At 58.5% G+C, this 25,759-nt stretch carries 22 protein-coding genes; 9 read left to right on the top strand and 13 right to left on the bottom strand.

All coding sequences use genetic code 11. From position 1 onward, the window contains the following. Positions 1 to 21: 21 nt before the first annotated feature. Entirely contained in the window at positions 22 to 753 is a 732-nt protein-coding gene (locus FO268_RS03050; protein WP_150989403.1) for a DUF481 domain-containing protein, read from the top strand. Between the two features lie 9 nt (positions 754 to 762). Here the strand turns inward: FO268_RS03050 and FO268_RS03045 are convergent, their stop codons facing one another. The 5 genes from FO268_RS03045 to FO268_RS03025 all read right to left on the bottom strand — a co-directional run bounded on the left by FO268_RS03045 (position 763) and on the right by FO268_RS03025 (position 7,004). Next, positions 763 to 1,710, bottom strand: coding sequence for a YbgA family protein (locus FO268_RS03045; protein ID WP_150989400.1), 948 nt, complete (start codon positions 1,708 to 1,710; stop codon positions 763 to 765). 92 nt (positions 1,711 to 1,802) lie between these two features. Continuing rightward, positions 1,803 to 4,019, bottom strand: a complete 2,217-nt coding sequence (locus FO268_RS03040; protein WP_150989397.1) for a glycosyltransferase — start codon at positions 4,017 to 4,019, stop codon at positions 1,803 to 1,805. Continuing rightward, on the bottom strand, positions 4,016 to 5,074 hold the full coding sequence (locus tag FO268_RS03035) for a lysylphosphatidylglycerol synthase transmembrane domain-containing protein (RefSeq protein ID WP_150989394.1): 1,059 nt from the start codon (positions 5,072 to 5,074) through the stop codon (positions 4,016 to 4,018). Before FO268_RS03035 ends, FO268_RS03040 begins: the two co-directional genes overlap by 4 nt. Positions 5,075 to 5,139: 65 nt before the next feature. Further along, entirely contained in the window at positions 5,140 to 6,174 is a 1,035-nt protein-coding gene (locus tag FO268_RS03030) for a DUF6160 family protein (RefSeq protein ID WP_225316488.1), read from the bottom strand. Positions 6,175 to 6,338: 164 nt separating this feature from the next. Then, complete coding sequence (locus tag FO268_RS03025; protein WP_150989391.1) at positions 6,339 to 7,004, bottom strand: GntR family transcriptional regulator; 666 nt, start codon at positions 7,002 to 7,004, stop codon at positions 6,339 to 6,341. A 282-nt stretch (positions 7,005 to 7,286) separates the two neighbouring features. Between FO268_RS03025 and FO268_RS03020 the strand changes: the two genes are divergently transcribed. The 7 genes from FO268_RS03020 to gloA all read left to right on the top strand — a co-directional run bounded on the left by FO268_RS03020 (position 7,287) and on the right by gloA (position 16,547). Beyond that, the gene (locus FO268_RS03020; protein ID WP_150989388.1) at positions 7,287 to 8,246 is read left to right on the top strand and encodes a TAXI family TRAP transporter solute-binding subunit; all 960 of its coding nucleotides are present in this window, start codon (positions 7,287 to 7,289) and stop codon (positions 8,244 to 8,246) included. Positions 8,247 to 8,265: 19 nt separating this feature from the next. Further along, entirely contained in the window at positions 8,266 to 8,781 is a 516-nt protein-coding gene (locus tag FO268_RS03015; RefSeq protein WP_150989385.1) for a DUF1850 domain-containing protein, read from the top strand. Further along, positions 8,778 to 10,799 (top strand): TRAP transporter permease, encoded by a 2,022-nt coding sequence (locus FO268_RS03010; RefSeq protein ID WP_225316487.1) that lies wholly within the window; start codon positions 8,778 to 8,780, stop codon positions 10,797 to 10,799. The genes FO268_RS03015 and FO268_RS03010 overlap by 4 nt, the downstream gene beginning before the upstream one ends. Positions 10,800 to 10,829: 30 nt before the next feature. Further along, positions 10,830 to 13,001 carry a sensor histidine kinase gene (locus FO268_RS03005; protein WP_150989382.1) on the top strand — a complete coding sequence of 724 codons (2,172 nt, stop codon included), beginning with the start codon at positions 10,830 to 10,832 and terminating at the stop codon, positions 12,999 to 13,001. Then, complete coding sequence (locus FO268_RS03000) at positions 12,998 to 14,365, top strand: sigma-54-dependent transcriptional regulator (RefSeq protein WP_150989379.1); 1,368 nt, start codon at positions 12,998 to 13,000, stop codon at positions 14,363 to 14,365. Before FO268_RS03005 ends, FO268_RS03000 begins: the two co-directional genes overlap by 4 nt. A 255-nt stretch (positions 14,366 to 14,620) precedes the next feature. Beyond that, entirely contained in the window at positions 14,621 to 15,670 is a 1,050-nt protein-coding gene (locus FO268_RS02995) for an alkane 1-monooxygenase (RefSeq protein ID WP_225316534.1), read from the top strand. A 319-nt stretch (positions 15,671 to 15,989) separates the two neighbouring features. Further along, positions 15,990 to 16,547, top strand: coding sequence for a lactoylglutathione lyase (gloA, locus tag FO268_RS02990; RefSeq protein ID WP_150989373.1), 558 nt, complete (start codon positions 15,990 to 15,992; stop codon positions 16,545 to 16,547). A 6-nt stretch (positions 16,548 to 16,553) separates the two neighbouring features. Here gloA and FO268_RS02985 read toward each other — a convergent pair whose 3' ends face one another. The 7 genes from FO268_RS02985 to FO268_RS02955 all read right to left on the bottom strand — a co-directional run bounded on the left by FO268_RS02985 (position 16,554) and on the right by FO268_RS02955 (position 24,347). Beyond that, entirely contained in the window at positions 16,554 to 17,474 is a 921-nt protein-coding gene (locus tag FO268_RS02985) for a DMT family transporter (protein ID WP_150989370.1), read from the bottom strand. Further along, positions 17,471 to 18,130: a LutC/YkgG family protein gene (locus FO268_RS02980; RefSeq protein WP_150989367.1), complete on the bottom strand. Its 660-nt coding sequence runs from the start codon at positions 18,128 to 18,130 to the stop codon at positions 17,471 to 17,473. Before FO268_RS02980 ends, FO268_RS02985 begins: the two co-directional genes overlap by 4 nt. Continuing rightward, positions 18,127 to 19,566: a LutB/LldF family L-lactate oxidation iron-sulfur protein gene (locus FO268_RS02975; RefSeq protein ID WP_150989364.1), complete on the bottom strand. Its 1,440-nt coding sequence runs from the start codon at positions 19,564 to 19,566 to the stop codon at positions 18,127 to 18,129. The genes FO268_RS02980 and FO268_RS02975 overlap by 4 nt, the downstream gene beginning before the upstream one ends. Beyond that, on the bottom strand, positions 19,563 to 20,342 hold the full coding sequence (locus tag FO268_RS02970) for a (Fe-S)-binding protein (protein ID WP_150989361.1): 780 nt from the start codon (positions 20,340 to 20,342) through the stop codon (positions 19,563 to 19,565). Before FO268_RS02970 ends, FO268_RS02975 begins: the two co-directional genes overlap by 4 nt. Before the next feature lie 89 nt (positions 20,343 to 20,431). Further along, complete coding sequence (locus FO268_RS02965; RefSeq protein ID WP_150989358.1) at positions 20,432 to 21,463, bottom strand: type I asparaginase; 1,032 nt, start codon at positions 21,461 to 21,463, stop codon at positions 20,432 to 20,434. After that, positions 21,460 to 22,863 (bottom strand): aspartate ammonia-lyase, encoded by a 1,404-nt coding sequence (locus FO268_RS02960; protein ID WP_150989355.1) that lies wholly within the window; start codon positions 22,861 to 22,863, stop codon positions 21,460 to 21,462. The genes FO268_RS02965 and FO268_RS02960 overlap by 4 nt, the downstream gene beginning before the upstream one ends. Beyond that, entirely contained in the window at positions 22,860 to 24,347 is a 1,488-nt protein-coding gene (locus FO268_RS02955) for an alanine/glycine:cation symporter family protein (RefSeq protein ID WP_150989352.1), read from the bottom strand. The genes FO268_RS02960 and FO268_RS02955 overlap by 4 nt, the downstream gene beginning before the upstream one ends. Positions 24,348 to 24,524: 177 nt before the next feature. Here FO268_RS02955 and FO268_RS02950 point away from each other — a divergent pair, with 177 nt between their 5' ends. Beyond that, positions 24,525 to 25,340: a helix-turn-helix domain-containing protein gene (locus FO268_RS02950; RefSeq protein ID WP_150989349.1), complete on the top strand. Its 816-nt coding sequence runs from the start codon at positions 24,525 to 24,527 to the stop codon at positions 25,338 to 25,340. A 50-nt stretch (positions 25,341 to 25,390) separates the two neighbouring features. Here FO268_RS02950 and FO268_RS02945 read toward each other — a convergent pair whose 3' ends face one another. Beyond that, positions 25,391 to 25,660 carry a ComEA family DNA-binding protein gene (locus tag FO268_RS02945; protein WP_150989346.1) on the bottom strand — a complete coding sequence of 90 codons (270 nt, stop codon included), beginning with the start codon at positions 25,658 to 25,660 and terminating at the stop codon, positions 25,391 to 25,393. Positions 25,661 to 25,759 lie beyond the last annotated feature (99 nt).

Genomic DNA, 25,759 nt, shown 5'->3' with positions numbered 1-25,759 from the left:
TGGTTAACACAAGGAGATCTCATGCAGTTCAGAACAACCCTTGCGATTGCGTCGCTGGCCATATCACCGATGGTGTTTGGTCAGGATTATGAAGGCTGGGAGGGTGAAGGTGAAGCCGGTGTGCTGATAACCACCGGCAACACCGAGGAAACCAACATCAACACCCGCCTCGGCCTGGTATACGAAGAGGAGGAGTGGCGCAACAAGGGCGAGTTCCGCTCTACCTTCTCCGAGACAGATGACGAAACCACGGCCGAGAAGTACCGGGGTGAGCTGCAGACGGATTACAAATTCGAAGGGAGTCAGTACGTGTTTGTGCGGGGCGCCTATGAGGACGACCGCTTCTCCGGGTACGACTTTCAGTCATCCCTGACCACTGGTTATGGTAACCGGGTCTGGCAGCGTGGCGAGCGCTCCTTCCTGGACCTTTCGGCCGGTGTCGGTTACCGGTTCAACAAACTGGAAGAGCCGGATGACGATGGCAACCGTGATGAGGAAGAGGCCATTGGCCGGTTGGCAGGTCAGTTTGACTATGCGTTGTCTGAAAACGCCCTGTTTCGCCAGAAGCTGAGCACCGAAATGGGCATTGATGAAAACAACACCATCACCGAGTCTGAAACCTCTGTGCAGGCCAAGGTTGTGGGCAACCTTTCCATGAAAGTTGCATACCTGGTACAGCATGTTTCGGACGAGCCCGAGGGCTCGGATGACACCGACACAGAACTCTCGCTGGCACTGCTTTACGGCTTCTGAGCCGGGTGTTTAAACCCGGTTCCTGAGCCCGAGCTCGTCCGGGTAGGGGGTCAGGTACTTCTGGCTATGCAGGTAGTCAACTGGCTCCCTCCGCTGGGCCATCCGCAGCAGCGTCATCGGTACGACCAAGGGCACCTCACCCCGGTGGTAGGCTTCGATCTGCTCCATCAGCACCTTCCTGTCCTCATCCGCCATGGAATCCCGCAGATAGCCCATCAGGTGCTGCATGGCATTCACATGGGAACCCCGGCTCACCTTCAGGGTCATCGCCTCCATGAACGAGGCGATGTATCGGTCTGCAATGTCTGTCAGGGGTTCTGATTTGAGATCCCCGAGCATTGGCCCCAGCTGGCGGTAGATCTTCTCGGAATGGGCCAGCAGCTGGAATTTGTGGCGGGTGTGGAACTCGATCAGGGCGCGGGCAGAGAGGTTCTCACCGCTCACGTTCTGCATCCAGTCGTCGTAGGCGAACACCCGCTCAATAAAGTTTTCCCGCAGTGTATCGTCGTTCAACCGGCCTTCCTCTTCCACTGGCATCAGCGGGTACTGACGCATCAGTGCCTCGGCAAACAGGCCCTGGCCGTCGCGGCGGACCACATTACCGTCAGCGTTGTGTACCTTGATGCGCTCCATACCACAGCTCGGGGATTTGGCCATCAGAATGTAGCCCCGCAGGTCCGCCAGACTGGGCATGACCTGGTCGATAAAGCCCTGCATGGCATCGGTATGATCCGCCGTGCCTTTTGATTCGATCAGTTTCAGACCGTCTTCGTATTCCCGCAGGTGAATTGCCGGCCGGGGTACACCCAACCCCGCTTCCAGCTCCGGGCAGATGGAGCGGAACTCAAAATGGCGGGAAAGTACCTGGGTGCAGAAGCGGGAATGCTTGTGGCCGCCATCATGGCGGACTTCCTTGCCCAGCAGGCAGGTGCTGATACCAACAGGGATGCCAGTCACAGTAAGTCTCCGGAAGCAAAAAGTACCTTACAGGTACGTTTTAACAGTCTAAACCGATCATCCGTGACATTGAAAGTGCCACATAAAACCGGTTACCGGGAGGAGGACCTCGCTAGAGTGAGGGCATAGATTCCGCGCATATCCAGGGCAAACTGTTCCACCGAATAATCGGCGGCAAATTCCAGGGCATGGTCGGCAAGCTCCTTGCGCAGCGCATCATCTTCCAGCAATTGCTGCACATGTTCACACCACTGGTCCTGCTTCTCCGGGGTCTTGAAGCCGTTAAACCCATGGCGCACGACATCGTCAATGCCACTGGAACGCACTGCAACCACCGGCAACCCGGCCGCCATGGCTTCCAGGATCACCATGCCCTGGGTTTCTGATTTGGAGGCAAACAGGAAGGCATCGCCCAGGTGGTACCAGGTGGCCATATCGGCGGGCGGTATCGAGCCAACCAGGGTAAAGTGCTTCTGCAGGCCGAGTTCATCGATACGTTGCTGAAGACGCTCATGCTGGTGGCCTTCGCCAATCATCAGGAAACGGAAAGGACGATCGGAGCGCCGGCGCAGCTCGTCGATGGCACTGATCATGAAATCAATGTTCTTTTCATTGGACAGCCGTGACACGCTGACGAACACGGTTTCGTCGACGATGCCCAGGGACTCCCGCAGCTTGCGGACGTCTTCGTCATTCACTTCCTGGAAGCGCTTGTATTCGATGCCGGTCGGCTGGACGAAGACGGGGCTCTTGACGCCAATCATCCGCAGATACTCTTCAGTGGAGTAGGTGGGCACAATAACGCCATCGCATTTGTTGGCGAAGCGTTTGACCAGCTCGTGCGAAATCAGGTTGCGGAACAGGTTACCCGGTAGCGGCACAAAATGCGCGTAGTGCTCCAGGCGTGTGTGGTAGGTGTACACCGCAGGCACTTTGAGGCGCCGGGCCATGAACAGCCCGAGGGACCCCAGCCAGATGGGGTGGTGTAGATGGATAATCTCTGGCTTGAAGGCTCTCAGTTGCCGCCGGATGCGCGCCAGGAAGATATTTGCCAGCCGGAATTCACGGTCCTCGCCCATGGCCAGCAGGGACGGAACCCGAACCACGTTGGTTTCTTCCCGGGGCTGATCCCGATACCGCGGGCACACAATGAGAACAGCATCGCCCAGGCTCTCCAGCCCCTTGCGTAAACGTTCGATGGAAATGGGCACGCCGCCAATGAATGGCAGGTAGTTGTTGGTGAACATGGCAACCCGCAGTGGCCGGGACAGCCACGGCTCTGGGTCAAGGTCGTAGTCGGGGTAGTAGTCTTTCGCTACGAAGATGGCGGTGTAGAGCTTGATGCTGATGAGAACAAACACGGCCACCAGCAGGATGAAATTCACATAGCCCACGTAGAACAGCGAATAAATAAAGAACCAGAGCGATTCCAGCGTACTCAGCACCGGATGTTGCCCCACCTCCAGGCGTTCCAGTGAATGGCTGATTTGCCCCTCTTCGCTCACATTCACTCGTATGTAGTGGTAGAAGCTGGTGTCATCATTAAGCACCAGCCCGCCGGCCCCGCCGGTAGTAATGAAGCGGGTATCGCCCTGAACCTGTTCCGCATACAGGGACAGGTTAGCGGAGAACACCATGTCTACATCATGCCTGGCGATGGACTCAAGCAGTGCCTGGCGGAACTCCGGAGGCGCCAGGAAATCCTCGTCCTGCTCGAACGGCGCCTCCTGGTCCGGTTCCAGCGGCGGGTGGCCGATGAACAGGAAGCGCAAACTGTTGGGCTCCTGGTTCAAAAGGTCGTTCAGCCAACGGATCTGCCATTGCCAGGGCGTTTTGCCGGTACTATCGAGGAAGATCAGCCGGGCATTACCGGCCTTTACGCTGAAGAAATGGGGGCCGAAGTGGTCGTAAAACCGGTAACTGCCGAAGTTTTCGTACTCGTTCTGGCCAAAGGTGAGCAGGTAGGGAATGTCCAGGTTGGAAAGAGTGCCCTGGATGGCCCGGTATTTGTCCTCGCCGCCCCCGCTGACGGCGTTTCCCGCGGAGACCAGAAAGTCCAGGTCGGCCTGGTTGAGCACCGGAATCATGCGTTCTTCGAACACACCAATGGAGTTGTTGATGTTGCCCACCACCGCAAAGCTGAAGCCTTCGGTATCAGCCAGCATGTCGCTGATGTGGGCCACCTGTTCCGTGTGCAGGGCTTTGAAATCCGGCTCGAAATAGTTTAGGTAGCCCTTGTACCCTACCAGCATCACCACGATGGCCAGGGTGAAGTAGAACAGGAGTTTTAGCGGATGACGTCGTGTCATTGGGCTTCCTTTCGGTTTTTCACCAGTTCCCGCTGGAGAATCACCAGCCCCGCCAGCATGCCCAGGTAAATGGTGATGAAGCGCCAACTGACGGTCACCAGTACAAGGTGATTGGCCGAGAGTATGTCGCGGAAGAAGGTGCCGAACACGCCTTCCGAGATGCCGGACGCGCCGGGTGTTGGTGAAAAATACATCACAAACGTGGTTACCACCAGTAAACCGGTGCTCACGAGGTAGTCCACCTCGTAATCCAGCGCCGATATCAGCAGCGCGGGAAAACTGAACAGGCTGAGCAGGAATACGAAGGTAAAGAGCACGGAGAGGGCCACAAAGCGCTTCGGGCCGTTGATGTAATCGCCAAAACTGTGGGAGAAACGAAGCATTTCCCGCTTGGCTTTGAACTGCCAGCGCCGGTGGCGGCGCTCGCCAAGGAGGTGGAAGCGATGCAACACGGCCAGCAGGCGTCCAAGGGGCGCAATCAGCCAGCGGGTACGGAACAGGACCACCATGAAGAAGCCGAGATAGAGGAGGATCAGCACCGCCAGTATTGGCCCCAGTTCGCCAACGAGCGCCTGGTTGTCCAGTACGTTGAGGGTCAGCAGGAAAACCGGCGTTAGGGAAAAGATAAAAATCACCGCAATCACAGTGCGGATAGTCGTTGCTGCCGTAGCCCGGCCCACCGGCACCCCGTGATGTTGCAGGTACCAGATTTGCGCAAAGCCGCCCCCGGTTGCCATGGGCGTAATGTTGGAGAAGAACAGGTTGATGAACACCAGCCGGAAAATAACCGGGAAAGGTAAGCGGTGCCCCAGTGCCCGCAGAGTGAAATGCAGTCGCAGCCCGTCGGCTGCAAAATAAACGATCAACAGCGCAATAATGGAAAGAAGCGTCTGGGGCGAGACCAGCCGTTCATCGAAGGAGACACTGCGGCCGGCAAACTGGTCGTAAACCGCGTACAGCCCGGCTGCCGTCATGGCAATGAAAAGCAGGCTGAAAACGGTCAGCCTGCGCCAGGACGCGCGCTGCTTGTAATCTTGATCCGGGGTAGTGGTCATGGACTGCCCGCCATTAGGAGACGGGCAGTTTACTGTTGAGGGCGGGGGGGCTGTCCAGTGTCTTACTAGTGGCCATACACCATCATGGTGGTGTTTTTAATGGCGAAATCGGTGAACTGCACCGAGCCGATGCTGGTACCGCCTACCTTGAACACCGGCATATCGATATCAGCACGGAAGTCCACCTCATGAATGGACAGCCCTTCCTTGCCCGAAACAGCGCTGGTGCCCCGCGAGAGCTTCGCGGTAGCACTGGCCATGCCGAAATGGCCCAGGGTGTCGTCGCCGCGCCGGTTATGGATCTGCAGCCCCTCAATGCCAACAGCCGCAAAATTGAACAGCAGAATCACATCTGCCGCGTCCCAGTCCAGGCTGCCATCGGTGATCTCGAAGTGGGTGTCGAGCTGCAGTTCCGATCCGGAGACCTCATTACCATTGGTCAGGGTGCGGGTATTGGTACCCTGGTTCCGGATCACCAGATCGGTGGGGCCAATGTAGCCCTGTAGCATAACATTGGAGAACAGGCTGGCCGTACCGGCGGAACCGGTGGCTTCAACGCTGTCTACTGCCAGTTCAAAGTCCACCGCCTGCAGGTAATCATCCAGGCTGGTGGGGTCGCCGTAGTCCGTGGCGCCAAGATGAATGACCAGGTCGCCGCTGTCGAATTGCTTGCCGTAACCACCACCTACGGCATAGCGGGCCAGGGCGTCAGCAACGTCCGGGTTGGACGTATCCAGCAGGCCGGCGTTGGCACGGCGGGCTATCTCGGAAAACCCGTGAGTCAACACTTCATCCTGGCCGGCAATATCCAGGGTGATCTTGAGATTATCCAGCACGGTGTCGTTGTGACCGGACAGGCGGATGCCATCCACGTTCAGAGAGCCTTCATCAGTCCAGCTCAGGCGGTCCATCTCGACTTTGGTTTCCATTTCGATGGTGACACCGGTCTGGCCGGTGACTTCACCCATGGTGGTGTCATCCAGCGGTCGGAAGTCCGCCATCACAGGCAGGGAAAGGCCGGCCGCGAGGCTCAGTGTGAAGAACCTGAGCAGGGCAGGCGTTATGTGTTCCAGGCGCTTTCGGGTGTTTCGACGTGTCATGGTGGCCCCGATCGTTATTGTTATGCCGGTTCGTTGCCCGGTCAGAGTTATCCATTGGCCGCAGGGGGACAGCATAACCAGTGCAGCGGAATAAAAGGTTTGTTACAGAGTGTTACGATAGGCGGGATAGAAACTGGATTCTGTGATTCAACGCACAGACCCGGTCAGGCCGAAGGGGCCAAAGCCTGCTGGATCAGCTCTTTCTGGTGGGCGCCGAACTCTGCAACCAGTGCCTCGGATTCATCCGCATCACGCGCCAGGATAGCCCTGGTCAGGCGGGTAAAGAATAGCCCCGTGCGGTCCAGGTCCTGCCGGTAGCGGTCCGCGCTGAGATAGTAGGCCCGGCTGACCGCTGGTTTGAAATTGGTCAGCGCCTCAGTGAGGTAGGGATTGCCCACCACCCCGCAGCACACTTCCATCACCTCGAAACTGGCTTCCACAACCGCGGTGATGTTGGCGTCTTTTTTCTGCATCTGGCCAGTAACCCTCTCCACAGCCGCCAACAATCGGATTTTGTCGCCCTCCCGCCAACGCTCACACAAACGCCGCGCCAGCATGATGAGCAGGTGCATATACACATCATAGAGCTCGGCCGCATGCACCGCGTCCAGCCTGGTGGCGGATGCCCCCTTGCGCGGGGTGATCTCGATCAGATGCCAGCGCTCCAGAGTATAAAGCGCCTCCTTCACCGAGGCCCGGCTCACCTTTAACTCATTGGCTGTGGTGGCCTCCTGCAAGCGCTCCCCGGGCCGGATCTGGCCCGTCATGATGCGCTCGGCCAGGTAGTTGGCAATCTGCTCGGCAAGGGTGTTGGGGACCTGGAAATCCATTGATTAACGCCTGTTGCTGAAGATTTAAAACCATGATTGCCTTGGAAAATCACACATGAATCTTAACCTTAATTAAGGGAAGAATCAGTAGTTGGTAGTAGGCGAAATTCCGCTTACTGCCATCCACGCAATCGGCGGAATTCTGCTTACTCCGTCTTCCACCTGCTCTACAGCCCACTAATTACGCACCTCTTCGGATTGGCACACAAGCTGCAAACCTCTGAACACGTCATCGGGAAGGTCATGTCCCGGCGTTATTCCAACAAAAACGAGGTGAGCAACATGCGTAAGTTATTCCTTGCACTGGGCGCAACCGCGCTGATCGGTATCTCTCCCGCTCAGGCGGAAACCAATCTCTCCATTGCCACCGGCGGCACCGGTGGTACCTATTACCCTCTCGGTGGGGGGCTTGCCGAGTTGATCAGCAACCACATTGAGGGCCACAGCGCCGTTGCCGAGGTCACGGGTGCTTCGGTTGAGAACATGGGGCTGATCCATCGCGGGGATTCTGACCTGGCCATAGCGCTGGCCGATACCGTGCATCAGGCCTATAACGGCAGCGAACGTTTCAACGGCAACGAGCTCGATGTGCTGGCCATTGCTTCCCTCTACCCGAACGCGGTCCAGATCGTCGCATTGGCGGACTCCGGCATTACGTCGCTGGCGGACCTGGCCGGCAAAACGGTATCCGTCGGTGCGCCCGGCAGCGGTACCGAAGTCAACGCCAAGGCGCTGCTGGAAGCCAATGGCATGAGCTTCGACGATTTCGAGGTTCGCAGCCTGAACTTCAATGAATCCGCAGACGCCCTGCGCGATGGCGACATCGACGCCGGTTTCTGGAGTGTTGGCCCCCCAACAAGTTCCATTGTCAGCCTTGCGAACACCCGCGATATTGCATTGGTATCCCTTTCCGAGGAGGAAGTTTCCAACGCCAGCGCAGAGGTTCCTGTGTTCGCGCCCTATGAACTGCGTGCCGGTACCTACGACGGCGTTGATGAGGCCACGTCTACCATTGGCATCCCTAACGTCCTCGCCGTGAATAACGCCATGTCAGAGGATCTGGCGTACAACATCACCAAACTCCTGTTTGAAAAAGTAGAGGACCTGCGGGCGATTCACCCGGCGGCCGACGACACCACCGTGGAATTCAGCCTGGAATCCACACCCATCCCGCTCCATCCGGGCGCCATTCGTTATTACGAGGAAGTCGGTGCCACGGTGCCGGACAAGCTGCGCGAGTAACCGGAAAGTTTCATCCATCATGTCTCAGCGTATGGTTTGCCTGGCCTGCTGCCTGACCGGATCACTGCTGTGGGCCCTGTTGCCCATGGCCGTCCACGCGCAGGGCTCGGTGCCCTGGCAGTTGTCTGTGTCGGATGTCAGCCAGACCACCCTGGTGGAGGTCGATCTGTCCGGAGACGGGCGGTGGTGCCTGGTCTGGAACCACTCGGTGCAGGGCTTCCCGGTTACCGACTGCTTCCGGATGCAGAAGGGCCAACTGATGCTGGACACTACCCACACACCAGACTTCGCCGCCGGCCTTGGGCATATCAGCGGGCGGGGAAGACTGGTGTCTGATGACACGCACGGTTACCGCATTGTCGAGATGCAGGTGCCCATATCCAACAATCACCTCTGGCTGCGCGTCGGGGCCCCGTCGGTAAATCACCGCATTGAGGTGGGGGCACGATTGGTCAGTCTCAGCGACCTGGCGGCGGACCAGCTCGTTGAGATTCGAGTGCAGCCGGCAGGGGGTAAAGGAAACGAACTTAAATGAGTCAACAGACGGCCATCTACCTGAAAACCAATGGCGACTGGCAGCCGGCAAGAATGAGCGGGCCCCGGCCTCTGCTCTGGCTAGTTGCCCTGATCGGCATCGGCCTGTCGCTTTTCCAGCTCTACAGCGCAGGCATTCAGCCTCTCGGGCTGTTCTATCAGCGGGGCACCCACCTGGCGTTGATCATGATGCTGTGTTTCCTGCTGTTCGGTCCACGGCCCGGCAAACCCCGGGGCACGATAACAGCCCTGATCGACACCACCCTGTTGATCGCCTCCGCCGCATCCGGGTTCTACCTGGTCTGGTTTCTGGATGAGATAATGGGCCGGGCAGGGTTCTGGAACCAGACCGATATCATCATGGCCTGGGTGTGCACCATCACCTTGCTGGAGGCCAGCCGCCGGGCTGTGGGCACCGGCCTTACTGTGATTGGTGTTGTAGCCATTGTGTACGCCATGAGTGGCCAGCGCGGGTCGCTGTCCTGGCTTGGGGAGTGGTTGCCCGGCATCCTCAGCCATCGCGGTTATTCGCTGGACCGTATCGGTGCCCAGCTGTTCCTGGGGCAGGAGGGCATTTTCGGCCTGCCGCTGGGTGTCGCGGCAACGTTCGTTTTCATATTCGTCTTGTTTGGCGCCATGCTGGAAGTCACAGGTGCTGGCCGTTTCTTTATCGACCTGGCCTTTGCTGCGACCGGTCGCCAGCGGGGTGGCCCCGCCAAGGCAGCGGTGCTGGCCTCGGCCAGTATGGGCTCTATCTCCGGCAGCTCCATCGCCAACGTGGTCACCACGGGTGCGTTTACCATCCCGCTGATGAAAAAGCTGGGTTTCCGGCCCGCCCAGGCCGGTGGCATCGAAGCGGCGGCCAGTACGGGTGGTCAGATCATGCCTCCGCTGATGGGCGCCGGCGCCTTCCTGATTGCCGAATACACCCGGGTGCCGTACCTGGAAATCGTCAAGGTAAGCGTGTTTCCCGCCCTGCTGTACTTCGCCACGGTGTACCTGCTAGTCCACATCTGTGCGGTGAAGCAAGGCATGAAAGGTCTGCCCGCCAGTGAGCTGCCCCAGGTCAGGGATGTTATGGCTTCCGGCTGGTACTTCCTGCTGCCGATTATCCTGCTGGTATATCTGCTGGTTGTCGGCATCTCCCCCATGCGTGTCGGCTTCTATGCGGTGGTCGGGATTATCGGAATTGCCGGGCTGAACGGCCTTTGCGTTGCGTACAGGAAGGGCAAGGCGGACAACCAGCTTGGCGCAGCCCTCAAACATGCGGTGCGTGAAGGCGTGGTAAAACTCCTGCAGGGACTGGAGCTGGGCGCGCGCAACGCGGTTCCTGTCAGTATCGCCTGCGCTGTGGCCGGCATCGTGGTGGCGGTTGTCGGCCTGACCGGGCTGGGCCTGAAGTTCTCCTCAATGATGATCGCGTTTGCCGACGGCAATATCCTGCTGGCCCTGTTACTGGTGGTCATTGCCAGCCTGATTCTCGGGCTGGGGTTGCCGGTAACCGCCAGCTACATCGTGTTGATTGTGCTGGTGGGGCCGGCATTGACCAATGAGTTCGGCATTCCGCTGTTGGTGGCCCATCTGCTGGTGTTCTGGTACTCGCAGGATTCCAACGTCACGCCTCCCGTGGCGCTGGCCGCGTTCGCGGGGGCGGCCATTGCCGGCAGTAAAACCATGGAGACCAGCGTCCAGGCCTGGAAGTTTGCGAAGGGCCTGTATCTCATTCCGCTATTCATGGTGTTCAATCCCGTCATTATCGAAGGCGGCCCGCTGCCCCTGGTTCTGTGGAATGGGTTTATCGCCATACTCGCTCTGACGGCCTTCGCGGCGGTGCTTGAAGGTTTCCTCTTCACCAGCATGAAAGCATGGATGCGAGTGGTATTGGGTGGTGCAGTTATCGCGGTTTTCTATCCCGACTTTTACGTGGAAGTGGCGGGAGTTGTCACCATGCTGGTGCTGCTGGCAACCAATTACACGCAACGCCGTTATGGCCAGGCTGTGGTAAATTCAATGGGGTGATCAGTCCGCCACATCAAGAACAATAATATTATGCCTTCAGACAATCAGCCGCTGCGCCGTTATTACCCTTCCTTTCGGTCCTTGCCGTTCTGGTTGTCTGTCGGTTTCTTTTTATTGGTTCTGGCCCTCGTTTTTACCCATCCATGGCTGATGCGCTATGAAATCAACCAGGCCAAGGCCGACTCGCTGCAACGGTTGGGCGCCTATAAGACGTCGCTGCTGGCCACCATAGACCGCCACCTTTACCTGCCCCGGGTTCTGGCCTCCGACCCTCGTATCGTCAACAGCCTGGGTGACCTTGAGGGTGGCCTCGAGAGTGACAGCGCATCGTCTGACGGTGTCTCGACCTCCCGGCTACTGGAACAGATCAATCGCAAAGCGGGGTCCGATGAAATCTTCCTGATGGCGCCGGATGGCACAACCCACTACTCCAGCAACTATGGCACCGAAGACAGTTTTGTAGGCATGAACTACGGGTACCGCCCGTACTTTCGGGACGCGCTGGGTGGCACCCCCGGTTTCTATTTTGCTGTCGGGGCCACATCGGGCATTCCGGGGCTGTTTCTATCGGCGCCGGTCTATTCCGAGGCGGATACTACACTGGGCGTTATCGTGGTGAAGATTGACCTGCAAAAGCTGGAGCAGAGCTGGAAGGCCTCCGGTGACTCGGTGTGGGTCACCGACAAGCGAGGAATCATATTCCTTGCGTCGAGTGCCAAGTGGCATTACACCACGCTGCAGCCGCTCTCGGACGGGGTGAAGTCCGAACTGGCTGAAACACGACAATACGGCAGCAGCCCTGTCACCCCCCTGGCGCGAGTCACCGAATGGCAATCGGATGACTGGTCCACATTGGACCTGGATGCTGAGGGGCCGGAGTTGGTATTCGGATCGGCCATACCGGACTATCCATGGCAGATGCACCACCGGATGCCACTGGCCGAGGTAAGAACCCAGGTGCAGTGGAAGCAGAGCATGATTGTGCTGCTCTACGCGGGCTTCGCAGTCGGCAGCCTCTTCTATCGTGAGCGCCGCCGCCGTACCCATGCGCAGAATGCACTGGCCCGCCTGACTGCCGAACGGGAATCACACCAGCGCGCCATCATCCAGAATACCGACGTGGGCCTGCTCAACCTGGACGACAGGTTCACGCCCCTGTTTCTGAACGAGCGCGCACGAAACCTGTTCAGGCTGGGCAGCGACGATACTTTCCATGACCCCTCCGAACTGATTCAGCCATGGCACCCGGAAGAAGCCGGGAATGGCTCCTGGCGGGCTGAGGGTATCAGTTCCGATGGCAACCGCTTTCCGGTGCTGTACACGCTGAACCCCATCCGCGTGGGGGAGCGCAATGAGTTTATCCTCACGGTTCAGGACGTAACGGAACTGACGGCGGCCCAGCAGGCACTGCAGGAGGCCAATAAAGTTCTGGAGCGACGGGTCCAGGAACGTACGCAGGATCTGGAAGAAGCGCAGGCCGAATTGGCGCAGAACCAGAAACTGGCGGCGCTGGGCCGGATGTCGGCGGCCATTGCCCATGAAATCAACCAGCCGATCACCGCTTTGTCGAATTTCGTGGCCACCAGCCAGATGCTGTTGGCCCGCAACAAAATCGAAGCGGTTAACGAGAATTTCCTCAAGATCGAGGGCCTGGTGGCACGCCTCTCGAAACTCTCACGCCAGCTCCGGATATTCTCCGGCAAACGCAATACCGGCAGCGCCTATGTCTCGCTCAAGGCTCCCGTCAACTATGCTCTGGAGTTATTGGCACCCAGGCTTGAAAGCGAACAGGTTGAATGTCGCCTTTCAGTGCCGCGCGACTATCAGGTGCGGGCCAACGCAATGGTTCTTGAGCAAATCGTCGTCAATCTTCTCACCAACGCCGTAGACGCGCTGGCGGGCCAGGCGGATGCCTGCATCGATATCCGACTGACCGAGCGGGAGGCATCCCCCGGCAAAGTCTCGCTGAGTATTGAAGACAATGGGCCCGGTATGACCGGTGAACAGTTGAGCCACGTTTTCGAACCTTTTTTCACCACAAAACCGATGGGAAAAGGACTTGGACTGGGATTGGCGATCAGCTACAGCCTGGCCTGTGACATAGGGGCGGAATTAACCGTCAGCACCCGTCCTGGCAAAGGCACGTGTTTCTCACTGATCCTGCCAATCGCCAGTGCCGAAAAAAGGGAGAATCACCCATGAAAGACATAACCCACGCCGTGGTGATTGACGATGAACCCACCGTGCTGGAGTCACTGGAACAGCTGCTGACGCTGGCGGACCTCGACGTCACCACGTTCAGTGACGCCCGCGATGCCTTGCCTATGCTCACCAGCGACTTCCGCGGCGTTGTCGTCAGTGATATCCGCATGCCCGGTATGGACGGTATGAGCCTGCTGCAGGCGATTGATCCGACCATTCCGGTAATCCTGATTACCGGGCACGGCGGCATTGCCCAGGCCGTGGAAGCCATGAAACTGGGCGCCTATGATTTTATCGAGAAACCCTACAAGCAGGACCGCCTGGTCGAACTGATCAAACGCGCGTGCCAGCAACGCCAGGTCACCCTCGCTACCCAGCCCCAGCAAGCGACGGACAGGGAAGATGAGTGGCTGGCTTCAGTACTCATTGGTGAATCGGTGCCTGCACAAACCCTCAGGCAACACGTACAGGCGTTGGCCAGGGTCAATGCGGATGTTGTTATATCCGGGGAAACGGGCACCGGCAAAGAGCTGGTTGCCCGCAGCCTTCACGCCCTGAGCATCCGCCGGGACCAGCCGTTTATCGCCATCAATGTGGGGGCAATACCGGAAAGCCTGCTGGAAAGTGAGCTGTTCGGCCATGAGGCGGGGGCGTTCACCGGCGCGCAGAAACGTCGCATTGGCTATTTCGAGGCGGCCCACGAGGGCACGCTGTTTCTCGATGAAATTGAAAGCATGCCCATGTCGTTCCAGATCAAGTTGCTGAGGGTACTGCAGGAACGGGAAGTGGTAAGGGTTGGCTCCCACGCGCCCATTCCCATCAATGTGCGCATTATTTCGGCCACCAAGGAAGACCTGCGAGAGGCCGCCAGGGAGGGATATTTCCGGGAAGACCTGTATTACCGCCTGATGGTCGCCGACATTTATCTGCCCGCGTTGCGTGACCGTATTGATGATGTGCCTGCGCTGTTTGGGCACTTCCTGCGAGAGGCCGGTAAGAAAAACCAGTTGGAAGTGCCGGCCCTTAACTACGAGGACGTGCTGGCGCTGGAGCTGCACCACTGGCCGGGTAATGTCCGCGAGCTCAAGCATACTGCCGAACGCTACCTGCTGACCCGCAATTTCAATGGCATTTCGGTATCTGACCTGCTGCAACTTGGCCAGAGCAACCGCTCCACGGTGTTTTCAGGGGAAGGGTCCCTCAGCGATCGCCTGGAACAGGTTGAAAAAGCCCTGATCAGTGCGGAGCTCAGCCATCACCAGGGCAGCATAAAAATGGTCATGGAGGTGCTGGACCTGCCGCGACGCACCCTCAATGAAAAAATGCAGAAGTACGGACTCAAACGGGAAAACTTTATCACCTGAAGAATCGCCGGATTTACTGCGAGTTGTCAGGCAGTTAACGCCGGCGAAAGCTGACATTGATCAAAAAATGGTACTTGTTGCTTGACGACTGTCATATTGTAGGACAATAATGCAGTCAACAAGAAGCGATCACCAAGATCCAATGCAACAGCCAATGAGGTGAGACCCGTGAGTACCAAGCCATTGACCCTGGGCACCGAATCCGCACGCCGGAAGGTGCTGCTGACGCTCAAGAAATACAGTTACCTGATTGCCATGGTGCCGCTGGCACTGCCGCCGCTATTGTTGGCGGCCGGGCACGCTACCGGATGGGTAAACCTGTTCGCCTGGGGCGTTCCCGTGGTGGTGTTCGGCATCATCCCCATCCTCGACCTGCTGCTGGGCAAAGACGCCCTGAACCCGGACGAGGAAGTGGATACGCCCCGCATGAACTCTGAAGTGTTCTACAAGTTCATTACCCTGGGCTGGGTTGCCGCCTTTGCGGTGCTGCTGGTATGGAGCATGTTCGTACTGGCCTCCGGCGCCTTCAATGTGGCCGGTGGCATTGGCTGGATCTTCTCCGTGGGTATTGTGGGTGGCCTGGGCATTAACGTCGCTCACGAGCTCATCCACAAAGACGACAAACTCGAAACCTGGGCCGGGGGCTTCCTGTTGTCACTGGTCTGCTATGCAGGTTTCAAGGTGGAGCACCTCCGCGGTCACCACGTACACGTCTCCACCCCTGAAGACGCTTCGTCCTCGCGCTACAACCAGTCTTTGTACAACTTCCTGCCCCAGGCCTACGCCCGCAACTTCATGAACGCCTGGAAACTGGAAGCCAAGCGCCTGGAAAAGAAAGGCCATAAAGCCTTCAGCTGGAGCAACGAACTCATCTGGTGGTACAGCATCAGCGCCCTGGCACTGGCCGCCTTCACCATCGCCTTCGGCTGGCTCGGCGCCGCGTTTTTCCTGGGCCAGAGCTTCATCGCCCTGAACCTGCTGGAAATCGTCAACTACCTGGAACACTACGGCCTCCACCGCCGCAAACTCGAAAACGGCCGCTACGAACGCACCGGCCCGGAACACAGCTGGAACTCCAACTATTTCCTCACCAACGTGTTCCTGTTCCACCTCCAGCGCCACAGCGACCACCACGCCTGGGCCAAACGCCGCTACCAGGTGCTACGCCACCACGAGATAGCGCCGCAGCTCCCGGCCGGTTACGCCGCCATGGTTGTCCTGGCAATGATTCCGCCACTGTGGAAGAAGGTGATGAATCCGAGGGTAGAGGCGTATTACGAGGGCGAAGAACACCAGTTGGTGTAAAGAAGAGTCGGTGAACAACCATAGAGGCGTTACCTGAAGAGTAAGAATCGGTCCGAGCGGCTCTCCCCCTCCCAGACTGTGCGCAGCAGGGATGCTGCGCTCAAGCCCCCATGGATGGGTTCACGGCGTGTCTGGGAGGGGGGAGCGGCTTGGACCAGCCCCCAAGGCAAGCAGTCAAAAGCAGGCAATCAAACAAGTTTCAAGGCCCCACAGGTTTGTGTCTCTGACTGTGGGGTCTTTTTTTTGGCCCTTGAAATCCCCCCGTAACGCACGCAAGTATATAAGTTGAGTCCTGAACGCATAAAAAAGGGAGCCCCCCATGCCCAAGCACTTCGAACAAGCCCCAGGCCTGCACGAAGCATCAGTGCCCGAAACCGAAGGCTACGTCTTCAACCAGACCATGCTGCGCATCAAAGACCCCGAGCGCTCCATGGACTTCTACACCCGGGTAATGGGCATGCGCCTTGTCAGAAAACTCGACTTCCCGGAAATGAAGTTCACGCTTTACTTCATGGCCTACCTTGATGACCGCCACGCCAACATGGTCCCCCACGACGACGGCCACCGCACCACCTACATTTTCGGCCGTGAAGCCATGCTGGAACTTACCCATAACTGGGGTACCGAGAACGACGACGACTTCACCTACCACAATGGTAACGACGAGCCCCAGGGCTTCGGGCACATCGGCGTTGCCGTGCCGGATGTCTACAGTGCCTGCGACCGCTTTGAAAAGCTGGGAGTGGAGTTCGTCAAAAAGCCCGATGACGGCAAGATGAAAGGCCTCGCATTCATCAAGGACCCGGATGGCTACTGGATCGAAATCCTGCAGCCGAACATGATGGAAAAACAGCGCCGGGATGCAGAGGAAGCGTAAACCGGATCAGGCAGTGTCGGGCCGTTTCCCGGCACTGCTTTTAGACGCGACGATCACCGCCGCAGTCAGGATCAGTGCACCGGTAATTCCGATCACACCCAGTACCTCACCCAAAAACACCCACGCCAGCAACGCCACGAACAACGGCTCCAGTGTCACGATAATGCTGGACAGCGTCGCTGGCGTTGTCTTCATGCCAGTGAAGAAGCTCACATACCCCAGGCAGGTCGGCACAATGCCGATATAAGCCACCATCAGCCATTGGGCCGGCCCCAGGCTTTCCAACCCTTCAAACCCGCCGCTGGCCGCCACTACGGGTAAAAGGATGAGTGCCGCTGTAAAGAAGCAGATAAACGCCGTAGTGAAAACCGGCGTGCCCGTGGAGGTATGGCGGCTCGTCAGGGTGAAACCGGCGTACACAAAAGCCGCCAGCACCGCCACCAGGATGCCTCCCAGACGAAGCCTGCCGGCGCTGTCCATATCACTGATCACCAGCATGGCGGTGCCGGCAATGGCCGCGGCCAGAGCCAGCATGGTGATCAGCCCGGGTTTTTCGCCCAGCAGCGGCGCTGCCAGGATAGCCACCAGCACGGGCGACAGACACAACGCAATGAGTGTGGCGATACCGGCGCCGGTCATGTCCACGGCCAGCAGATAACTGCCCTGGTAAACGGCCTGGAAGAACCCCAGGGCAACCAGCGGCATCAGTGATCTGCGGGTAAACGTCGGTAAGGGCGTGGAGCGATGGGCCAGCGCTCGCTGTTCCCGGCGCATCAGCACAAAGAAAAACGGCAGGGCCACCGCCAGGCGCAGAAAGCCAAGGGTGACCGCCTGCAGTTCGGTGCCGGTAAACAGAAATTTTGCGACAACGCCCGTGGTCGCCCAGAGCAGGGCGGCCAGGGCGATCAGTAATGCGCCTCGGATCATTCAATAACCAGTACGATCAGTTCCCTGGGGCCGTGGACACCGTAAGCAAGGGTTTGCTCGATATCGGCGGTTTTCGATGGCCCGGAGATTAACAGCGCATTGGTTGGCATGCCAGTAGCCCAGTTCTGGGATTGCATGGCCTGATGGAAGGTGGTGTAAAGCTCGCTGGCTTTCAGTACCGCAATATGGATGGGTGGCACCAGGCTCATCAGCCGCGGTTCGTCCACCGTCGGCCACAGGATCAGCGAGCCGGTTTCGGCAATGCCACCACGGGTGGAGGTAATGCCCGCGTCCACTTCACTGAACAGGGTTTCCTGCCAGCTTTCCACCGGCTCGTCGTAGATAAGCAGGTGCGGCAGGTCTTCACGGCCTTTCGTAGCACTCTGAAGTGCTTTGCCGATCTCGTGATCCTTTGCAATCAGCAGTGTCTGGGCGCCCCGTGTTTGCAGGATTTCAGCGAGCCGATCAATCCAGCCGGCCTCAGTGGTGCGGTGCACTTCGCCATGGACGGATTCGATGGTCTGCTCGAACATGTCCAGCTTTTCAGCGGTGGACCACTCGGGCCGGTCAAGCACCGAAAAATCACATTCCGGAGCGGTCAGCTCGCCACCGGTGCGGTGGCGCAGGCGTTGCAGGATAGCGTCACGGGAACTCACTGGCTGCGCTCCTTCATACGTTGGTGCAGGGTTTTGGCCGCCAGTTTCGGAGCCGTGCGGTATTGCGTCCAGCCACCGAACTTGCCGGGCTGCAGTTTGCGGAAGCGGGCGCCCATGCTGGTGCCCATCCGGTAGATGCCAGGGCGGGCATGCATCCAGCTCCAGCCTTTCCAGATCATGGCTTCCACGGCGCCGCGTTTGGCGCCATGGCCACGAACCTTCGCAGGGTGCACCGTATCACCGTCTACGGATTCCTGGCGCAGGCGCACCAGCAGGTCCGGGATGGGAATCTTCACCGGGCAGACTTCACCACAGGCGCCACAAAGGCTGGAAGCCGTGGGCAGGTGCCGCCCTTCGTCCAGTCCTACCATGTGGGGCATCAGGATCGCGCCGATGGGGCCGGGGTAGGTGGTACCGTAGGTATGGCCACCCACACGGGTATAGACCGGGCAGTGGTTCATGCAGGCGCCGCAACGGATGCAGCGCAGGGTGTCCAGCAGCTCGTCGTCCTGGTAGATGGTGGAGCGGCCGTTATCCACCAGTACCACGTGCACCTCTTCCGGGCCGTCCAGCTCGTCGGCCTTGCGGGGGCCGGAAATCATATTGAAGTAGGTGGTGATGTGCTGGCCGGTGGCGGATCGGGTCAACAGCGCCAGCAGCGCGGTCACGTCTTCCAGGTTGGGCACCACCTTTTCAATGCCGGTCACCGCAATATGGCAGGGCGGCACGGTGGTGGTCATGCGCCCGTTGCCCTCGTTCTCCACCAGGCACAGGGTGCCGGTTTCGGCAACGGCGAAGTTCACCCCGGATACACCCACATCCGCATTCATGAACTTCTCACGCAACTGCAAACGGGCGTTGGCAGTCAGGTACTCCACATCGTGGGACAGGTCAGTGCCCGTCTTGGCATGCAGCAGCTGGGAAATCTCTTCGGTGTTCTTGTGAATCGCCGGCATAATGATGTGAGACGGCGTTTCATCAGCAAGCTGAACGATGTATTCGCCCAGGTCTGATTCGAGGGCTTCGATACCCTGTGCATCGAGGTAATGGTTCAGCTCCATTTCCTCGGACACCATGGACTTGCCCTTGATCACGCTCTTGGCATTCCGGGCTACACAGATGTCTCGCACAATCTCACAGGCTTCGTCGCCATCGGCGGCCCAGTGCACGGTCATGCCGTTTTCGGTCAGTTTCTGTTCCAGCTGCTCCAGCAGGTCCGGCAGGTTGGCCAGCGCCCGCAGGCGGATATTGGCGCCCAGATCCCGCAGGGTTTCCAGCTCCCAGCCTTCAAAAGCCGACTTGCGCTTGCTCATCAGCCCGTCCATCGCCTTGCGGAAGTTCTGGCGAATCTGCGGGTTATGGATGGCCGCCCGGGCGCGCGGGTGGAATTCCTTTACATCGATGTGATGGGCTGAATGGTCTGCTGTGTCGCTCATGAGCGCTTGCCCCCATCGCCGTTGGTGCGTTGCCAGAGAAAGCTCAGGATGTGCTGGCCGGTAACCGGCTTGTGGTTTTTCTCGGCGTAGCCGTCGATGTTCATCAGGCAGCCGCAATCCGTGGTGACGAACTCTTTGGCGCCGGTGTCCACCAGGGTATCCACTTTTTCACTCACCATGGCCCCGGAAATCTCCGGGTGCCGTACCGCAAAGGTGCCGCCAAAACCACAACATTCCTCGGCCCGCACCTGTTCCACCAGGTTTACGTTCTTCAGTTGCCCCAGCAGTTTCGGGCCCACTTCCGCCACGCCCATTTCCCGGCGTGCGGAACAGGAGGTGTGCATGGCCACCGTTGTGGGCTCGCCCAGGTCATCGAGTTTGATGTGGCACACGTTCACCAGAAAATCCGTCAGTTCCCAGATGCGCCCGGCAATTTCCGTGGCTTTCCCATCATCGGCGGTATCCTTGAACAGCGCCGGGTAGTGCTTGCGCATCATGCCGCCACAGGACCCGGAGGGCACCACAATGGGCCAGTCTTCCGGGAACAGCCCGAGCTGGGCCTTGGCAACTGCCCGCGCTTCGTCATGGTAACCGGATGTGTAGGCAGGCTGGCCGCAACAGGTCTGGTCTTCGGGGTAGATCACTTCAATGCCTTCCCGTTCCAGTAACTGGATGCCGGCCATGCCTGCGTCCGGGTAGAACATGTCCACCAGGCAGGTGCCATAGAAATAGACTTTGGAAGGTTTCGCCGGGTAAACCTTGATGGAATCAACCATAGTGCTACCGCTTGAGGTTATTGTTGTCAGTGACAACCAATAATAGGGTGGCGGAGCAGGTGTTGCCAGCCGACTTTAGGGGCACAAAGTCAGTAACTGGCTCCCCGCGACATTGCGCTGGAATCAGCGTTCAGAGGTTGCTCCAGTTGCTCCCGGAGCGATTTGCCGCAGTGACCTGTGGCCAGTAGAAAATGAAGTTTGGCAAAGGCGGCCTCCGGAGTCAGGTCTGCACCCGGGATAACGCCGATTCTGTCCAGCGCCGCTCCGGAGGCGTAGGCCCTCTGAGCCACCCGGCCTTGCAGGCACTGACTGATGTTCAGCACCGTAATGCCCCGTTCGATTCCACGCGCAAGAACCCGAACCACGGCGGCGTCAGTATCCGGAGCGTTGCCCGCACCGAATGTGTGGATGATCAGCCCCCTCAACCCTGGTAGCGCCAGGGCCGCTTCAACAAGCGCGGCTGACATGCCGGGGTACAGCGTGAGGACTGCCACGGCCCCGGGATCAAACGCCGGCACCTGAAAATCAGGCGTGCCGGGCGGAAGCAGCAAGTCGTGGCGTAGTTGCAGATCGATGCCACCCCGCCCAAGCAGGGGCGCGTTGGGGGAATCAAATGCATCCAGTTCACTGGTTTTCAGTTTCCGCGCCCGATTGCCCCTGAGCAGCTTGCCGCGGAAGTACAGGCATACTTCTGCAATTTCCCACGAGGGCGCCAGGAGCAGCGAGGTGATGAGATTTTCCAGAGCATCGGTACGGGAGCGCTCAAGCGGAATCTGAGACCCGGTCAGAATTATCGGTTTGTCGCACCCCTTGAACATGTATGACAGAGCCGAGGCGGTGTAGGCCATGGTGTCGGTGCCATGGAGCACCACAAAGCCATCGTACCGGTCCCAGTTTTCGACGAGCACTGTGGCCATAGTCGTCCAGTTTGTCGGGGTCAGATTGGCGCTGTCGATCAGCTGGTCCAGCTCGATCACGTCAAACTCCGGCAATTCCCCACGGCGCTTACCGAGGTGATGGGCCAGGCGCGCGCTAAAATCCTCGCCTGGCACATACCCACCGTCAGAGGAGACCATGCCGATGGTCCCTCCGGTATACAGCAGCAGTACGCGACCTTTCACCTCTCGTCTCCGGCAGGTGCGAGCATGCCTTGCGGGCTGAGCAGACGGTCCAGGTCATCGGCATCCAATAGCCCCTCTTCGAGCACCAGCTCCCGTACGGTGGAGCCGGAATTCAGGGCCTTTGAGGCGATGCGTGTGGCGTTGGAGTATCCGAGCCTGGGAACCAGCGCGGTTATGATGCCAATGCTGTTATCCAGATGCCGTGCGCATTGCTCGGTGTTGGCTCGAATACCCTGGATGCACCGCGAGTCGAGCATGGTGCAGGCAGAGCCGAGCATTTTCATGGAGTTGAGCAGGTTATAGACAATAAGGGGCTCCATGGCATTGAGCTGAAGCTGCCCGGCTTCGGCGGCGAGCGTTACAGCAAGGTCGCTGGCGATAACCTGATAGGCCGTCTGATTGACAGCCTCCGGGATAACCGGATTGACCTTGCCCGGCATGATGGACGAGCCCGGTTGCATGGGCGGCAGCGAAATTTCTCCCAGCCCCGTTCGAGGCCCGGAGGACAGCAGGCGAAGATCGTTGCACATCTTGCCCAGCTTCACCGCAAAACGCTTCAGAATGCCGGAGAACAGAACAAAGGCTCCCATGTCGGAGGAGGCTTCCACCAGGTTGCTCGCCGAGACAAGGGGTTTTCCGGAAATCTCGGCAAGATAGCGCACAGCCAAGGCCTGATAACGTGGGTGGGTATTGATTCCCGTGCCAATAGCGGTTCCGCCAAGGTTCACTTCACAGAGCAGACGACTGGCTTCGTGCAGGCGATCGATATCTTCACCGAGGTTAACGGCGAAGGCCTCGAACTCCTGTCCCAGGGTCATGGGTACGGCGTCCTGCAACTGGGTACGCCCCATCTTGACCACATCCGCGAATTGCCGGCCTTTCTGCTCGAGGCTCTCCCTGAGATGGACGATGACTCGCTCCAGCGGCTCGGCCGCAAACTGAACCGCCAGGCAAACCGCAGTGGGGTAGGCGTCGTTCGTGGACTGGGAGCGATTAACGTCATCGTTTGGATGCAGGTGGTGGTATTCACCCTTGCCGTGGCCCAGCTTTTCCAGTGCCAGGTTGGCAATCACCTCGTTTGTGTTCATGTTGGTGGAGGTGCCGGCTCCGCCCTGAATAAGGTCCACCACGAACTGGTCGTGTAGATGGCCTGCGATAATGTCATCGCAGGCCGCCATGATCGCCGTGGCTTTATGGGGCGCGAGATTCCCCAGCTCACGGTTCGCCATTGCCGCCGCCTTCTTCACCATCACCAGGGCCCGGACGAAGTCGGGGAAGTGGCTGATGGGCACACCGGTGATGGAAAAATTATCCAGGGCACGCTGGGTCTGAATGCCATACCAGGCATCCACCGGCACACTGAGATCCCCCAGGAGGTCGTGTTCAATGCGAGTGTTCATGTTTTGGGCTTTTCCTTGAAGCCAGGCACTACGCCTGAGTAAGTGCGGTTGCGGACGCGTTCGATGTCTTCGGGCTCGATTTCCCACGCGGCGGCATCGAGATTCATGTCCTCGAAGCGCGTAACGTCGAATACCGGCTGTTCGATGCCTTCTGCAATCTGGTCGTCAAAATCCTTGAGGATGCGCAGGCCAGGTTTGAACAGGGCAATCAGCGCAATCAGGTTTACCAGGGCAAGGAGGCCCATGGTGACGTCTGCAAAACCGAACACGGTGCCCAGGTCAGTGGTTGCGCCCCAGCAAACCAGGCCGATGATGGCAACCCGGAAGGTGTTGAAGAAATTCTGATTCGAGGTGCTGAAGAAGTTGATGCTGTTTTCGCCGAGGTAGTAATTGTAAAGAATGGTGCTGAAGCCAAAGAGCATCAGGGCCACGCTCACAAAGCTGCGCCCCCAGTCACCCACATGATCTGCCAGCGCAGACTGTGTCAGGGCCACGCCACCAATGTCGCTCAGGGCAGCGGGGTCGTAGATACCGCTCAGCAGGATGATAAACGCGGTGGATGAACAGATAATCAGGGTATCAATGAAGACCGAAAATGCCTGCACCACGCCCTGATTGGCGGGATGGGGCACATAGGCGACAGCGGCCACGTTGGGGGCGCTTCCCAGCCCGGCTTCGTTGGAGAACAGGCCGCGCTTGACCCCCATCAGAATAGCCGCGCCGATGCCGCCACCGACCACAGGCTCAAGCCCGAAGGCGCTGTTGACGATCAGCATGAAGACATCCGGAATCTGCTCAACGTTCAGGGCCAGTACAGCCGCCGTGATCAGCAGGTAGCTGCCAGCCATGATCGGAACCAGGAACTCGGCAACCCTGGCAATACGGCGGACGCCACCGAAAATGATCAGGCCCACCACCATCGCCAGTGCGATGCCGGTATAGAAAACGGGAACGCCGAACGCATCATCAACAGAGGTTGCCACCGCATAGGATTGCAGCGCAGTAAATCCAAAGCCGAACGTCAACAGCAACAGAACCGAATACAGGCCGGCCATCCATTTCCAGCGAGCCCCAAGGCCACGGGAGATGTAATGGGCCGGGCCACCGCGATACGTGCCATCAGGTTCAGCCACCTTGTAGGTCTGGGCCAGGGAGCATTCCAGGAAACTGGTGGCCATGCCCATCAGCCCCACTATCCACATCCAGAAAATGGCGCCGGGGCCACCAAGGGTAATCGCAACCGCCACCCCTGCGATATTGCCTCCACCAACTCGGCCGGCAACCGAGAGCAGCAACGCCTGAAAAGAACTGAGATGGCCGTGCTTGTCTTTCTGGAAGGCCTGACTGGCGCTCAGAATCCGGAACATGCGCCCGAAATAACGAAATTGTACGAAGCGGGAGGCGAGGGTGAAGCCGATACCGACGGTGACCAACAGGGCAATCAGAACCTTGCCCCACAGCAATTCGCTCAGAAACTCCAACATAAGCAACTCCGATGATGATTGTTGTTGTACGAACCCTTATTTAATCAATCGGATCCCCCTGCTAGAATTTGCGCATTGTTGCCAATGTGATGCTATCTGTCGCAGTTGTAGCGTCATAGTGCGCTATCGTGACTTGGCGCGCCGGGCTACTCGATGAAACAACGGGCGATACACGCTATGCATCAGAATCTGTCCCAGAACCTCAGGCTGCTGTGCAGTTATTACAAGTCCATTGCGGAGGTATGCCGCCGCCTTGGTATCAACCGCCCGCAGTTCAATCGATATCTGAGCGGCCAACATAAGCCGTCAGCCAATACACTGCGTCGTCTTTGCGAGTTTTTTGGCGTGGACGAACAGGAAATTCTTCTCCCGCACGGCCAGTTTCAGCGCATTGTGGATGTGCGCCCCATGATCAAGGCTCAGCCGAACCAGGACGAGGATTCCTTCCAGAAACATCTTGAACGGCTTGATCATGAAGCACGGGGGGATGTTGATGGTTACCTGGGCTACTACTATGAGTACTACCAGTCCATGTCATCGCCGGGGAAGGTGCTTCAGAATCTGGTATGCCTGGAACGCCGGGGGAGCCGGGTGGTCTTCCAGCGCACGGAACGAATGCGTGCGACCAGCAACGAACCGCCTTGTCACAACCGCTATCAAGGCATTGCCTATTTGCTGACGGACCGGCTGTTCCTGGTGGACTATGAAACACTCAACCGGCACGAAATCACGCAGACCATTCTCTTTCCCAGTTTCCGCAATCGGGTGACCCGGTTGACCGGGTTGAAAATAGGGGTTTCGGACAGCAGCGAACGGATGCCCTGTTGCGCCAGGGTGCTTTACGAATATCTTGGACAGAGTGTTATTGTGCGGAAGGCGCTCGCCAATTGCGGGTTGCATGACCTCGACAGTGACCGGATTGACGTATCCATTCGTGCTGCCGTTCGCAACGACATGGCTCCGGAGGAGTACCTTTTTCGGGCTCGCCACTAACAGCGGGGTGATGGAAGCAGGCAGCGGCGGCGTGCCACTGCCCGGCAGGCTTATTCGACAGTCAGGCGCTCGGCGTTCTTTGCAACCGTGCGCTCACCAATGCCCTTGACGTTGGTGAGGTCTTCACTGGACTGGAAAGGACCGTTGGCATCGCGATAGGCCACGATGGCTTCGGCCTTGCTCTGTCCGATGCCGTTGAGGCTGGCCAGGGTTTCGATGTCTGCGGTGTTGATGTTGATGGTGACGGGCTCAGCGTGAGCAAAACCGGCGAACAGGCTGAACAGAAGGACCATCATGGCCATCAAAGGGGTGCGTTTCATGTTTAACAGGCTCCTGAGAGTGAATTTACGTGGCTGATTATTCGTCAGGACGTAAAAGCGGCGGAGCTGATGGAGCAAGAAGAAGGAAACGTGCGGGTG

It is taken from the genome of Marinobacter denitrificans (assembly GCF_008795955.1).
Classification (GTDB): Bacteria; Pseudomonadota; Gammaproteobacteria; order Pseudomonadales; family Oleiphilaceae; genus Marinobacter; species Marinobacter denitrificans.
This window is presented reverse-complemented; position numbering and strand designations above follow the sequence as displayed.